The 12,860-nt window shown below is 67.1% G+C and carries 14 protein-coding genes and 1 pseudogene; 11 read left to right on the top strand and 4 right to left on the bottom strand.

The features are described 5' to 3' along the window. Nucleotides 1–12: 12 nt before the first annotated feature. From AU193_RS04330 to AU193_RS04295, 8 genes and pseudogenes are all read left to right on the top strand, one after another. A complete protein-coding gene (locus tag AU193_RS04330; protein ID WP_064421131.1) occupies nt 13–822 on the top strand; it encodes an SDR family oxidoreductase in 810 nt (269 codons plus the stop codon). Between the two features lie 60 nt (nt 823–882). Beyond that, complete coding sequence (locus AU193_RS04325) at nt 883–1,800, top strand: ABC transporter substrate-binding protein (RefSeq protein ID WP_064421130.1); 918 nt, start codon at nt 883–885, stop codon at nt 1,798–1,800. A gap of 12 nt (nt 1,801–1,812) precedes the next feature. Further along, nucleotides 1,813–2,514 carry a queuosine precursor transporter gene (locus tag AU193_RS04320; protein WP_064421129.1) on the top strand — a complete coding sequence of 234 codons (702 nt, stop codon included), beginning with the start codon at nt 1,813–1,815 and terminating at the stop codon, nt 2,512–2,514. Between the two features lie 75 nt (nt 2,515–2,589). Continuing rightward, entirely contained in the window at nt 2,590–3,279 is a 690-nt protein-coding gene (locus AU193_RS04315; protein ID WP_064421128.1) for an allophanate hydrolase subunit 1, read from the top strand. Then, nucleotides 3,276–4,177: pseudogene (locus tag AU193_RS04310) on the top strand (5-oxoprolinase/urea amidolyase family protein). Before AU193_RS04315 ends, AU193_RS04310 begins: the two are co-directional and overlap by 4 nt. Before the next feature lie 9 nt (nt 4,178–4,186). After that, nucleotides 4,187–4,768, top strand: coding sequence for a GNAT family N-acetyltransferase (locus tag AU193_RS04305; RefSeq protein ID WP_082682834.1), 582 nt, complete (start codon nt 4,187–4,189; stop codon nt 4,766–4,768). Between the two features lie 186 nt (nt 4,769–4,954). Further along, nucleotides 4,955–6,103, top strand: a complete 1,149-nt coding sequence (locus tag AU193_RS04300) for a uroporphyrinogen-III synthase (RefSeq protein ID WP_064421126.1) — start codon at nt 4,955–4,957, stop codon at nt 6,101–6,103. After that, nucleotides 6,100–6,780 carry a sirohydrochlorin chelatase gene (locus AU193_RS04295; protein WP_064421125.1) on the top strand — a complete coding sequence of 227 codons (681 nt, stop codon included), beginning with the start codon at nt 6,100–6,102 and terminating at the stop codon, nt 6,778–6,780. The genes AU193_RS04300 and AU193_RS04295 overlap by 4 nt, the downstream gene beginning before the upstream one ends. 86 nt (nt 6,781–6,866) lie before the next feature. On the opposite strand, the gene nirD is transcribed toward AU193_RS04295, so the two are convergent. Both nirD and nirB read right to left on the bottom strand, forming a co-directional pair. Beyond that, complete coding sequence (gene nirD, locus AU193_RS04290) at nt 6,867–7,214, bottom strand: nitrite reductase small subunit NirD (RefSeq protein WP_064421124.1); 348 nt, start codon at nt 7,212–7,214, stop codon at nt 6,867–6,869. Beyond that, nucleotides 7,211–9,778 carry a nitrite reductase large subunit NirB gene (gene nirB / locus AU193_RS04285; RefSeq protein WP_064421123.1) on the bottom strand — a complete coding sequence of 856 codons (2,568 nt, stop codon included), beginning with the start codon at nt 9,776–9,778 and terminating at the stop codon, nt 7,211–7,213. Before nirB ends, nirD begins: the two co-directional genes overlap by 4 nt. Before the next feature lie 212 nt (nt 9,779–9,990). On the opposite strand from nirB, the gene AU193_RS04280 reads away from it, so the two are divergent. Next, nucleotides 9,991–10,425, top strand: a complete 435-nt coding sequence (locus tag AU193_RS04280; RefSeq protein WP_064421122.1) for an Hsp20/alpha crystallin family protein — start codon at nt 9,991–9,993, stop codon at nt 10,423–10,425. Nucleotides 10,426–10,455: 30 nt separating this feature from the next. Here AU193_RS04280 and AU193_RS04275 read toward each other — a convergent pair whose 3' ends face one another. Together AU193_RS04275 and AU193_RS04270 are read right to left on the bottom strand one after the other, a co-directional pair. Further along, on the bottom strand, nt 10,456–10,764 hold the full coding sequence (locus tag AU193_RS04275) for a hypothetical protein (protein WP_064421121.1): 309 nt from the start codon (nt 10,762–10,764) through the stop codon (nt 10,456–10,458). Between the two features lie 27 nt (nt 10,765–10,791). Beyond that, a complete protein-coding gene (locus AU193_RS04270) occupies nt 10,792–11,550 on the bottom strand; it encodes an isocitrate lyase/phosphoenolpyruvate mutase family protein (protein WP_064421120.1) in 759 nt (252 codons plus the stop codon). Nucleotides 11,551–11,661: 111 nt separating this feature from the next. Between AU193_RS04270 and AU193_RS04265 the strand changes: the two genes are divergently transcribed. Together AU193_RS04265 and AU193_RS04260 are read left to right on the top strand one after the other, a co-directional pair. Further along, entirely contained in the window at nt 11,662–11,955 is a 294-nt protein-coding gene (locus AU193_RS04265; protein ID WP_064349304.1) for a hypothetical protein, read from the top strand. Between the two features lie 45 nt (nt 11,956–12,000). Beyond that, nucleotides 12,001–12,840 carry a hypothetical protein gene (locus AU193_RS04260; protein WP_064421119.1) on the top strand — a complete coding sequence of 280 codons (840 nt, stop codon included), beginning with the start codon at nt 12,001–12,003 and terminating at the stop codon, nt 12,838–12,840. The last annotated feature ends 20 nt before the right edge of the window (nt 12,841–12,860 follow it).

The following is a 12,860-nucleotide window of genomic DNA, read 5'->3' as shown; positions in this document are numbered from 1 at the left end:
TATGAAGAGTTGATGACGAAACCCTCCACCTCAGGTAAGTCCGTTTTCATCACAGGGGCCGCCGCCGGTATCGGCCGCGCGACGGCGCTGACGTTCGCCCGCAACGGGTTCGTTGTCGGCGGTTACGACATCGACGAGGTCGGGCTGAAGTCGCTGGCCGACGAGATCGAACAGCTGGGCGGTGTCGCGCACACCGGCCACCTCGACGTCACCGACCCCGACGAAATGGCCACGCGGATACGGGAATTCGCCGAGGCCGCCGGTGACCGGCTCGACGTGATGATCAACAACGCCGGCATCCTGCGCGCCGGTCGCTTCGAGGAGATGGACATCACCGGCCATCACAAGGAGATCGACATCAACGCCAAGGGCGTCGTCAACGGTCTGTATGCGGCGTTTCCCTACCTGCGCAAGACCCCGAACTCGGTCGTCGTGAACCTCTCGTCGGCGTCGGCGATCTACGGTCAGGCCGAGCTTGCCAACTACAGCGCGACCAAATTCTTCGTGCGCGGGATCACCGAGGCGCTGGACATCGAGTGGAACCGCTACGGCATTCGGGTCATCGCGATGTGGCCGCTCTACGTGCAGACCGCGATGACCGACGACGTGAAGACCGGCACGACGGAGTCGCTCGGCATCCGGTTGACGGCCCAGGACATCGCCGACGCGATCGTGAAAGCCACCGAACCCTCGCGGTTGCGGCGGGTGTTGCACCAGGTGCACTTCCCGGTCGGCGCGCAGTCCAGGGTGATGACCGTGAGCTCCCGCTTCTCGCCGGGCTGGCTGACCCGGTACGTCAACAAGAAGCTGTCGCATTCCTGACACTCGGCCTTGCCGCCGTGTTGTTCGAGAACTTCCGAGTCGGTTAGCTACGCTCGCCGGGTGGCCAAGGGGCTGAATCGACGGGGGTTCCTTACTGCGACCGCCGGCGCGGCGCTCGTCACCGCGGGATTCACGGCCGGGTGCGGTTCGGACAAGCCGGGCGCCGTGGCCAAGGACGGATCGGTCACCGTCAGGCACGCGTTCGGCGAGACCAGGATCCCCGGTCCGCCAACGCGGGTGGTCAGCGCCGGGTTGACCGAACAGGACGATTTGCTCGCTCTCGGCGTCGTGCCGGTCGCGGTGACCGACTGGTTCGGCGGCGAACCGTTCGCGGTATGGCCCTGGGCGCGACCGAAACTCGGCTCCGCGCAACCAGCCGTGCTCAGCCTCGCCGACGGTATCCAGGTCGACCAGATCGCCGCGCTCAACCCTGACCTCATCGTCGCGACCAACGCCGGGTTGGACTCGGACACGTACTCGAGTCTGTCGCAGGTCGCGCCGACGGTCGCGCAATCTGGCGCCGACGCATTCTTCGAACCGTGGAAAGACCAGGCCAGCACCATCGGGCAGGCGGTGTTCAAACACGACGAGATGCAGGCACTGATCGTGACCGTCGGCGACAGGTTCATCGCGGTCGCCGAGAACAATCCCGGTTTCGCGGGCAAGACGGCCGCGCTGTTGCACGGTCGGCTGGACGACGGCGAACCGCAAGCCCTGACGCCCGCATGGCGCGCCGAGTTCCTCACCGCGATGGGCCTGAGCGTCACCGACGAACTCAGCGCCGACGTGCTGATCTGGGCCACCGAATCCGACGAGGAACAGGCCGCGCTGCTGGCCGACCCGAAGGTCGCCGAGCGCGGCAAGGCGAACATCTTCACGGGAAAGGAACTCGCCGGCGCGATCGCGTTCGCCTCTCCGCTGTCGTACCCCGTGGTGGCCGACCAACTGCCGCAGCGCATCGCCCAAGCGCTGGCCTGAGAAGATTGCGCGGTGACCGCCGACATCGAGACCGAGCACCGCGGGTTCGCCAAGACGGGATCGGCCTACTATCCGACGCTGGTCGCGGTCTTCACCGGCCTTGTGCTGATCTCGAACGTGGCGGCGACGAAGGGCATCGCCTTCGGTCCGATCATCGGGGATTGGTCGCTGATCACCGACGGCGGCTTCGTCGTCTTTCCGCTCACCTACGTGATCGGCGATGTGCTCTCGGAGGTGTACGGGTTCAATGCCACCCGGCGCGCGATCTACATCGCCTTCGTGATGGAGGCGCTCGCGGCATTCACGTTCTGGCTCACCGCGGTGCTGCCGCCGGCCGACTTCTACACCAACCAGGCGGCGTTCGAGGCCGTGATGAAGCCGTTCACCTTGTTGATCATCGCGGGACTGGCGGGGTTCCTCGTCGGGCAGACGCTCAACGCGTGGGTGGTGGTGAAAATCAAGGCCCGGGTGGGCGAGAAGCAGCTGTGGGCGCGGTTGATCGGGTCGACCATAGTCGGCGAGTTCGCCGACACCCTGGTGTTCTGCAGCATCGCCGCGGCCGCAATCGGGATCAGCACGTGGCGCGACTTCCTCACGTACGTGGCGTTGGGATGGGTTTACAAGACAGCGGTGGAGGTGCTCGTGCTACCCGTGACGTACCGGGTGATCGCCTTCATCAAGCGGCGAGAACCGACGTATCGGCCCGCCGCTTGAGGCATCGCTAAAACTCCTCTGGCAAGGCTCATAAAGCACAGGTGTCGGTAGCTACTCACGGGTAATTTCGGAGACATGACCGTGACAGCCGAGATGGAACGTGACGTGCGGGGCGCCGGCGCCATTCCGATCCGCGACTACGGGGACCGGGCGCTGTTGCTCGAATGCGACACCACCGCCGATGTATTGGCGTGGACCGATGCGATCCGACGGGCCGACCTGCCCGGCGTCCTCGACATCGTGCCGGCTTCCCGCACCGTGTTGGTCAAGCTCGCGGGGCCCCGATACCAGGCGCCGACGCGACAACGCCTCGGCGGACTGCCCATCGACGTCGACCCGCAGGCCGAGTTGAGGCCGCCGGCCGACGGTCGAGCCGACCTCACGATCGACGTCGTCTACGACGGACCCGATCTCGACGAGGTGGCCCGACTGACGGGGCTCACTCGCGACGACGTCGTCGCCGCGCACACCGGCAGCCTGTGGCGGGTCGCGTTCGGCGGGTTCGCACCGGGCTTCGCCTATCTCGTGGGCGGTGATCGACGGCTCGAGGTGCCGCGGCGGTCCGAGCCGCGCACCCAGGTGCCGGTGGGCGCCGTAGGCCTGGCGGGTGAGTTCAGCGGTGTCTATCCGCGGGAGTCCCCCGGCGGCTGGCAGTTGATCGGCCGCACCTCGAAAGATCAAGCGGTGCTGTGGGACATCAAGCGGGACAATCCGGCGCTGCTGACGTCGGGCATGTGGATCCAGTTCCGGGCGGTCGAGTCATGACGACGCTCGAGATCCTGCGCTCCGGTCCGCTGGCTCTGGTCGAGGACCTGGGCCGCCCCGGGTTGGCACATATGGGGGTGGGCCGCTCCGGCGCCGCGGATCGCCGCTCGCACACGCTGGCCAACCGCCTGGTGGCCAACCCCGGCGATCGGGCCACCATCGAAGTGACGTTCGGCGGTTTGGTTGCTCGGGTCCGCGGTGCCGATCTCGCGATCGCGGTCACCGGTGCCGACACCGACCCGTCCGTCGACGGAGTGCCGTTCGGCACCAACAGCATTCACTACGCCCGCGACGGTGAGGTCATCACGCTCGGCGCACCACGCTCGGGGCTGCGGACGTATTTGGCGGTGCGCGGCGGCATCGACGTCGAGCCGGTGCTCGGCTCGCGGTCGTATGACGTGATGTCGGCGATCGGGCCGCAGCCGCTGCAGTCGGGCGATGTGCTGCCGGTCGGCGAGCACACCGAGGACTTCCCCGAACTCGACCAGGCTCCGGTCGCGGCCATCGAGAACGACGTGCTCGAGTTGACCGTGGTGCCGGGGCCGCGGGACGACTGGTTCATCGATCCGGATGTACTGGTCCGCACGAACTGGCAGGCGACCAACAAGAGCGACCGCGTGGGCATGCGGTTGGTCGGGATGCCGCTCGAGTATCGCTGGCCGGACCGGCAACTTCCAAGCGAGGGGGCCACCAGGGGCGCAATTCAGGTGCCCCCGAACGGCTTTCCCGTGATCCTCGGGCCGGATCACCCGGTCACGGGCGGGTACCCGGTGATCGGCGTCGTCGTCGACGAGGACATCGACAAGGTTGCTCAGGTGCGTCCCGGGCAAACCGTTCGGATGCATTGGTCGCGGCCGCGCCGACCGTTCCGGGATCGTTGATCACACCTCGCTGGTAGAAAAGCAGTGTGCATGTTCAGGATCCACTAGCTCCCGTCGTGCGCATCCACAGCGCACGGCTGATCCACACGTCCGACCTCGACCCGTTGACGCGCGAGGACGCCAAGCGCATGGTGATCGACGCCTTCGAAGGCGATTTCACCGAAGTCGACTGGGAGCATTCGCTCGGCGGCATGCACGCGATGATCTTCGACCACGGCGCGCTGATCGCGCACGCGGCGGTGGTGCAACGGCGGCTGCTGTACCGCCACAGCGCGCTGCGGTGCGGTTACGTCGAAGCGGTCGCGGTCCGTGAGGACTGGCGCGGGCAGGGTCTAGCCCGCGCGGTGATGGACGCCGCCGAGCAGGTGATCCGCGGGGCCTACCAGCTCGGGGCCCTCAGCGCGACGGAGGCCGGCAGGCCCATTTACATCGCGCGCGGTTGGTTGCCGTGGCGCGGTCCGACGTCGGTGTTGGCTCCGGCCGGGTTGACCCGCACTCCCGACGACGACAACGCGCTGTTCGTGCTGCCGGTCAGCTTGCCGGACGGTTCGGAGCTCGACACCGCCGCCGAGATCACCTGCGACTGGCGCGACGGCGACGTCTGGTGAGACTCACACCCGTGCCGGGTGCGAGGTGAGGGGAAGTTCACGGCCGGGTCACTGCGCGGCACGTTGACGCAATACCGCCTCGTTAACGTGCGATTTCATGGAGAGCTGCAGGTTGCGGGCGGTGTCGACACGCCTGCGCAATGACCAAGTAATCGCTTGGAAACATGCACTGCCTACACAGGTTCCATGACTGAGCCCGACTGGGCGCCGCTGACCGGATTCCGGGTGGCCGTAACCTCCGCGCGGCGCGCCGACGAACTGAGCGCGCTGCTGCGCCGCCGAGGTGCGACGGTGACCAGCGCGGCCGCGATCCAGATGGTGCCGTTGCCCGACGACGACGAGCTGCGCGCGCACACCGAAGCCCTGATCGACGTGCCACCCGACATCGTGATCGCCACCACCGGTATCGGGTTCCGCGGGTGGATCGCCGCGGCCGATGGCTGGGGGCTGGCCAACGACCTGACCGCCGCGCTCGCCAAGGCGCGCGTGGTTTCTCGCGGACCCAAGGCGACCGGTGCACTGCGCGCGGCCGGACTGCCCGAGGAGTGGTCCCCGGAGTCGGAGTCGTCACGCGAATTGCTGCACTACCTCGTCGAGGGCGGTATCGCCGGGCAGCGGATCGCGGTGCAGTTGCACGGGGCCACCGAGGACTGGGACCCGTTCCCCGAGTTTCTCGACGAACTGCGCGCGGCGGGCGCCGAGGTCGTGCCCATCCGGGTGTACCGGTGGCACCCGGCGCCGCACAACGGCGACTTCGACCAGTTGGTGGCAGGCATCGCCGACGAAAAGTTCGACGCGGTCAGCTTCACCTCGGCGCCCGCGGTCGCGTCGGTGTTGTTGCGGGCCAGGGAAATGGGTCTCGAGAACCAGGTGATCGCCGCCTTCCGCCGCGACGTTCACGCCATGTGCGTCGGCCCCGTGACCGCCCGGCCGCTGGTTCGACTGGGTGTGCCGACGTCGGCGCCTGAGCGAATGCGGTTGGGGGCGTTGGCCCGTCACATCACCGACGAATTGCCGTTGCTGTGCTCACGGACCATTCGGGTGGCCGGGCACCTGTTGGAGATCCGCGGCACCTGCGTGCTGGTCGACGGGGTCGTCAAGCCGGTGTCACCGGCGGGCATGGCGACGATTCGCGCTCTCGCCCACCGACCGGGAGCGGTGGTGTCGCGCGCAGACCTACTACGCGCTCTGCCCGGCAGCGGCACCGACACCCATGCCGTCGAGACAGCCGTCTTGCGGCTGCGAACGGCGTTGGGACACAAGGACATCGTGTCGACCGTGGTCAAGCGGGGTTACCGCCTCGCCGTCGAGGACAGTCTGGCGTCCGCACAATGAGTTATCTGCTGGTCGCGCACGGTACCCGCAAACGAAGCGGTGCCGCGCTGATCGGGAGCCTTGCCGAGCGGGTGGCGGCGGAGCTGGGTTCCCATGTCCACGTCGCGTTCGTCGACGTTCTCGGCCCGACACCGAGCGAAGCGCTGCAGACGCTGCCCGATCGGACGGTCCTCGTGCCGGCGTTCCTGGCGCGCGGGTATCACGTCAACGTCGACATCCCCGCGCACGTCGAGGCCAGTGGACATCCCGGCGTGGCCGTGACCGAGGCGCTGGGTCCGAGCCCTGCGCTGACGCATGTGCTGATGGACCGCTTGATCGAATGCGGTTGGCAGCAAGGCGATTCGGTCGTGCTGGCGGCGGCGGGTACATCGGATGCGGGTGCGTCGTCGGACTTACGGCAAACGTCGGCGCTGTTGTCGGCGGTGATCGGCCATCGGGTCGAGCTCGCGTATGCCGCCACCGGTGAGCCGAGCGTCGCGGACGCGGTGATGCGACTGCGTCGCCAAGGTGCGCGACGGGTGGTGGTGGCGTCGTACCTACTAGCCGAGGGACTGTTCCAGGACCGGCTGCGCGACAGCGGGGCAGATGCGGTGGCCGATCCGCTCGGCACGCATCGCGCGATGGTGCGGTTGATCGCCAACCGGTTCCGCCGGGCCCGCATGCCGCTTGCGGCGTAGGGGTTTTTCCCGCGAAATGGCATTCCAGCAGGTGTTCACTCGAACTTTCGCTGCTGGAATGCAATTTCGCGAATGAGGAGTAGGCGTCAGCCGCGGACTTCGACCTGGCCGTCGGCGGTGAGGCGCGTCGGGTAGACCGGCAGCGCTACGTCGGGATCGTCGAGGCACACACCGTCGTCGAGGGCGAAGGCCTGCTTCTTGATCGGCGACTGTACGGTCGGGCGACCTCCGCGATCGCCGACGATGCCTCGTGACATCACCGCCGCGCCGGAGAACGGGTCGATGTTGCCAATCGCGCGCAGCGACCCGTCGTCCAGGCGGAACAGCGCCGCCTGGCCGCCGTCGGCCAGCAGCACGCCGACACCGCGGTTCGGAATCAGGACGTCGTAACGACAGGCCGCGGTCCAGACCTGAATATCGTTGAGGATTGTCATCTTTGGGGCACCTTCGGCATTCCGATGGGAACGGGCACCTTGCGGCCGGAGCGCTCGGTGAACTCGACAGTGGGATCGGCGACGTCGGGGGCGTTGACGAACGACACGAATCGCGACAGTTTGTCCGGGTCCTCGAGCACGCCCTTCCATTCGCAGGCGTAGCCCTCGACGTGGCGGGCCATCGCGGCCTCGAATTCGGCTGCCAGGCCCAGGGAGTCGTTGCACACGACGTCGCGGAGATGATCCAGGCCGGTCTTACCGGGGAAATCCATCGCCTCCAGCCACGGCGCCGTGCGCTGCAGCCGGTCGGCGGTGCGGATGTAGAACATCAGGAACCGGTCGATGTAGCGGATCAACGTCTCGTCGTCGAGGTCGCCGGCCAGCAGCTGCGCATGCCGCGGCGACATCCCGCCGTTGCCGCACACGTAGAGGTTCCAGCCCTGTTCGGTGGCGATGACGCCGACATCCTTGCTCTGCGCCTCGGCGCATTCGCGCGCGCATCCCGACACAGCCATCTTGATCTTGTGCGGGGCGCGCAACCCGCGATAGCGCATCTCGATCCTGACGGCCATGTCCACGGAGTCCTGCTGCCCATAGCGGCACCAAGTGCTGCCGACGCAGCTCTTGACGGTGCGCAGCGCCTTGCCGTAGGCGTGCCCGGACTCCATGCCGCCCTCGACCAGGCGGCGCCAGATCTCGGGAAGCTGGTCGACGCGCGCACCGAACATGTCGATGCGCTGGCCGCCGGTGATCTTCGTGTACAGCCCGAAATCCCTGGCGATCTCACCGATCAGAATCAGCTGTTCGGGCGTGATCTCCCCACCGGGCGACCGCGGCACCACCGAATAGCTGCCGTTCTTCTGGATATTGGCCAGGAAGTGGTCGTTGGAGTCCTGCAGCGAGGCCTGCTCGCCGTCGAGGATGTGGCCGCTGCTCGTCGACGCGAGGATCGACGCCACGACGGGTTTGCAGATGTCGCAACCTTTTCCGGTGCCGTAGCGTTCGATCAGTCCCGAGAACGTCCGGATCTCGGTGGCGGTGATGATCTCGAACAACTCGGCTCGCGACTGGGCGAAGTGCTCGCACAGCGCCCTGGACTGTTCGACGCCCTCGGCCTCCAGCAGCTGCTTGAGCAGCGGCACACACGAACCGCACGAGGTGCCCGCCAGCGTGCATTTCTTCAGGCCGGGCACATCGCTGCAACCCCCGTCGATGGCCTCCTTCAGATCTCCCTTGGTGACGTTGTTGCAGGAGCAGATCTGCGCGATGTCGGGAAGCGCGCCGACTCCCAATCCCGTTGCGCCACCCTCGGACACGGGTGCGATCAACGACAGCGGGTCGCCGGGCAGCTCGCTGGCGACCATTGGGCGCAACACACCGTAGGCCGACGCATCGCCGACCAGGATTCCGCCCAACAGCGTCTTGGCGTCATCCGAGAGCACCAACTTCGCGTAGGTCTGCTTGACCGGGTCGTTGACCACGACGTCCAGGCAGTTCGGCGTGCGACCCTGCGCATCGCCGAAGCTGGCCACATCGACGCCGAGCAGCTTGAGTTTGGTCGACATATCGGCTTCGGGGAACTCGGCGGCGCCGCCCAGCAGGCGGTCGGCCACCACCTCGGCGCTGGTGTATCCAGGCCCGACCAGCCCATAGCAGCGACCCTCGATCGCGGCCACCTCACCGATGGCGTAGATGTCGGGATCGCTTGTGACACAGGACAGACCGGTCAGCACACCACCGCGTTGGGCGATGTCGAGGCCGGCTTCGCGGGCCAGTTCGTCGCGCGGACGCACGCCGGCGGCGAACACGATCAGGCCGGTGTCGATGTGGCTGCCGTCGTTGAGGGACAATCGCACCGAGTCGTCCCGGTCGGATTTGCGCAGCGGTCGGTTGCGCTGCACCGGCACGATGCTCTCGGTGCCCACGCCGGTGTGCACCTCGATGCCGAGGCCCTTGACCATCCGGCTCAGCAGCGCGCCGCCCGCCTCGTCGAGCTGAGCGGCCATCAGGTGCGGCGCCATCTCGACGACGTGGGTCTTCAACCCGAACGCGCGCAACGCGTTCGCCGCCTCCAGACCGAGCAGACCTCCGCCGATCACGACGCCGACCGGCGTCTTGGACGCGAGCGCCGTGTCGGCGCCGGTCCGGATGGCGTCGAGGTCGTCGAGGGTGCGGTAGACGTGGCAGACCGGTAGGTCGCGGCCGGGCACCGGCGGGACGAACGCGTACGATCCGGTCGCGAGCACCAGGACGTCGTAGGGGATGCGGGTGCCGTCGGCGGTCAGCACCGCCTTCTCCGTCCGGTCGATGGCGGCCACCCGCGTGCCCAGTCGCATCTCGACGAGGTCGTCATCGGGATAGTCGTTACCGGCGAGCGCCAATCGGCCGCGGTCCCAGTGTTCGGTGTATCCCGTGAGCCCGACGCGGTCGTAGGCAGCGTCGGCCTCCTCGGCGAGGATCGTCACCCGCCAGACGCCGTCGGCGTCGCGGGACCGCAGCGCCTCGACGAACCGGTGACCGACCATGCCGTGGCCGACCACCACCACGTTTCTCGTTGACCGCATGCCGCCGACGGTAAGCAGCCGACATTGCCGCAATGTCGCCTCGTGTGAAGCACCGATCACGGTGTGCTCACATCCGCGGGTGACTGCTGTGAGACCGACTAGCGCTGGGTTCGCTCGCAGCGAACGCAAGCCGGGGAACATGAGCGTAGGTCACTCAAGTTTTACAGGATGAGCGACCGGCAGCGGGCCGGTCCGACAGCGAGGAGGACAGTATGAGCACATTGGCATTGCGGACTCGTCCCGCGTGGGATCTGGACCGTTGGGTACGCGACTTCTTCGGCCCCGCCACCGCGGAGAACTGGGCCACGGGGGCGTTCACCCCCGCCGCGGAGATCGTCAGGGACGGCGACGACGCGCTCGTCCGCGTCGAGCTTCCCGGCCTCGACGTCGAGAAGGACGTGAATGTCGAGGTGGACCGCGGGTACCTCGTCATCCACGGCGAGCGTCGGGACGAGCGGTCCGAAGAAAAGGACGGTCGCACGCTGCGCGAGGTGCGTTACGGGTCGTTCCGTCGATCGTTCAAGCTCCCCGAGCACGTCACGGGCCAGGACATCAAGGCCGAGTACGACGCCGGCGTGTTGACGGTGCGGATCTCCAATGCCCATACGGGCCCCGAGACGCAGCGCATCGCGATCGAGAGCAAGTAAGCCCGCGACAACCGCAGCCGGTGGAACCGCTCAGGGTCCACCGGCTGCGTCGTTCGAGCCCTCGGTCGTCGTCGTCGAGGTGGCCGGCGGCGGTTCCGGAGCCCTGACTTCCGTCGTCTCCACGCTCGGCATCGTGTAGCTCGGGGTGGTCGTCGTCGTGGTCGTGTACGTCGGCGGAATCGACGTGGCGGCCGGCGGCGGCACCGACGCGGGAACCGTGGCGGCGTCCGAGGTGCGGATCACCGCGTAGATCAGGATCGCCATCAGCACCACCGCGACCACACCGGCGGCCATGATCAACGACTGGTCGTCCTGCCAGCTCACGTCGTCGTCAGGCATGTCTTCATCCTTGAATCCAGTGGCGTCCTAGACCCAGCGCTGCAACAGCTCCTTGGCCTGTGCCGACAGCGCGCGCTGCAGATACGGCCCGAAGCTGACTCGCGCCACGCCGAGCGGCCCGAACGACGCGGGGTCGTCCTGATCGGGGAGCCCGATCGCGTTCACCGGCAGCGGTAACTCAGACGTCAAGCGCCGCAATGTATCCGGATCATGGCGGCCGACGGGGTAAAGCACGTCGGCTCCCGCGGCCGCGGCCTCGGTCAACCGGGCGATCGCACGGTCGACGCGATCGGATTCGTCGCCGTCCTGGCGCAGGAACAGATCTGTGCGCGCGTTGATCACCACGTGGACGCCGGTCGCATCCGCCGCCTCACGCAGCGCACCGACGAGCTCCGCGTGCTCGGTCGCCGAACGCAACCGGCCGTTTTCGCTGTGCACGGTGTCCTCGATGTTGAACCCGACGCCGCCCGCCTCCAGCAGCCCCTCGATGAGCCGCGCGGGCGGCTGGGCGTAGCCGGACTCGAGGTCGACGGACACCGGCACGTCGACCGCCGCGGTGATCTGCTTTACGCGAGCGATCACGTCGTCGAACGACATGCCCTCCTGGTCGGGCTTGCCAATCGAATCGGCCAGCGGGTGGCTGCCGACGGTGAGCGCAGCAAATCCCTCGTCGACCGCGAGCCTGGCCGACCACGCGTCCCAGACGGTCGGCAGGATCACCGGATTTCCCGGCCGGTGCAGTGCCAGCAGGGCGTCGGCCCGCTCTTTGAGGACCTCGTCGGGCATCGAGCCTTCTCCTTCGGTTTGACGTGATCTGTCTCACGGTGCACTGCATGATGTCGCTAGCATCGGGTGTCGTACTGTGATGCCTGACACCCTTCAGCCCAAGGAGGTCAATTGTCCAGCACTACCGAACTTGCCGAGCTGCACGAGCTAATCGGAAGCCTGCGGCGGTGCGTGACATCGTTGGCGTCGAGGTACGGGGACACCCCGGCGACGCGTCGGATCGTCAACGACGCCGAACGCATCCTCAACGACATCGACCGTCTCGATATTGACGCCGAAGAGCTGGAGCTGGCCCGAGGCGTGGTACACCACCATGCCGGAGACCGCATCCCGATCCCGGACACCCAGTACGACACCGATTTCTGGCGCGGCGTCGACGACGAAGGGCTCGGCGGCGTCCGCTGACGCCGACCCCCGAGTACCGGGACAACTCAACACCGAAAGGCAACAGTGAGCGCACCCACCGCCGACCGCAAGGCGACCGGCGTCTTTTCGCCGAGCCGTGCCGAGATACCGCAACGCACCCTGCGCACCGACCGGTGGTGGCAGTCACCGCTGATCGTGAACCTGGGCTTCGCCGCCTTCCTGATCTACGCCACGGTGCGGGCGTTCATGCAGAAGTGGTACTACGTCGCCGACTACCACTATCTGACGCCGTTCTACTCGCCGTGCATCGCGAAGTGGAACGCCGCCGAGCAGTCCGGCTGTATCCCGGAGTCCAGCCATTTCGGTCAGTTCCTGCCGGACGTGTGGTGGCTACCCTATGCGGCGGTGTCGCTGCCGTTCCTGTTGCTGTTCCGGTTGACCTGCTACTACTACCGCGGCGCCTACTACCGCTCGGTGTGGCAGTCGCCGACGGCTTGTGCGGTGCCCGAGCCCCGGGCGCACTACACGGGTGAGACGCGGCTGCCGCTGGTCATCCAGAACACGCACCGCTACTTCTTCTACATCGCGGTGGCCATCTCGATCATCAACACTTACGACGCGATCGCGGCGTTCCGCTCGGGAGATGGATTCGGATTCGGTTTGGGCAACGTCATTCTCGTCGTCAACGTTCTCCTGCTGTGGACCTACACGGTGTCGTGCCACTCCTGCCGCCACGTCGTCGGCGGCCGCCTCAAGCACTTCTCGAAACACCCTGTCCGCTACTGGATGTGGAGCCAGGTCAGCAGGCTGAACACCCGGCATAAGACGTACGCCTGGATCACGCTCGGCACGTTGATGCTCACCGACTTCTACATCATGCTGGTGGCCAGCGGAGCCATCTCGGACCTGAGATTCATTGGCTGAGCGCTTAATTCAATCGGTAG

Source organism: Mycobacterium sp. GA-1285, assembly GCF_001499905.1.
Lineage (GTDB): Bacteria > Actinomycetota > Actinomycetes > Mycobacteriales > Mycobacteriaceae > Mycobacterium.
Note: the sequence above shows the minus strand (reverse complement) of the source record. Positions and strands in the feature narration are given on the sequence as shown.

What these genes read in the sequence shown, in the direction of transcription:
- AU193_RS04330 (WP_064421131.1), top strand. Translation starts at nt 13, where the DNA reads ATGACGAAACCCTCCACCTCAGGTAAGTCCGTTTTCATCACAGGGGCC.
- AU193_RS04315 (WP_064421128.1), top strand. Translation starts at nt 2,590, where the DNA reads ATGACCGTGACAGCCGAGATGGAACGTGACGTGCGGGGCGCCGGCGCC.
- AU193_RS04300 (WP_064421126.1), top strand. Translation starts at nt 4,955, where the DNA reads ATGACTGAGCCCGACTGGGCGCCGCTGACCGGATTCCGGGTGGCCGTA.
- AU193_RS04295 (WP_064421125.1), top strand. Translation starts at nt 6,100, where the DNA reads ATGAGTTATCTGCTGGTCGCGCACGGTACCCGCAAACGAAGCGGTGCC.
- nirD (WP_064421124.1), bottom strand. Translation starts at nt 7,214, where the DNA reads ATGACAATCCTCAACGATATTCAGGTCTGGACCGCGGCCTGTCGTTAC.
- nirB (WP_064421123.1), bottom strand. Translation starts at nt 9,778, where the DNA reads ATGCGGTCAACGAGAAACGTGGTGGTGGTCGGCCACGGCATGGTCGGT.
- AU193_RS04280 (WP_064421122.1), top strand. Translation starts at nt 9,991, where the DNA reads ATGAGCACATTGGCATTGCGGACTCGTCCCGCGTGGGATCTGGACCGT.
- AU193_RS04275 (WP_064421121.1), bottom strand. Translation starts at nt 10,764, where the DNA reads ATGCCTGACGACGACGTGAGCTGGCAGGACGACCAGTCGTTGATCATG.
- AU193_RS04270 (WP_064421120.1), bottom strand. Translation starts at nt 11,550, where the DNA reads ATGCCCGACGAGGTCCTCAAAGAGCGGGCCGACGCCCTGCTGGCACTG.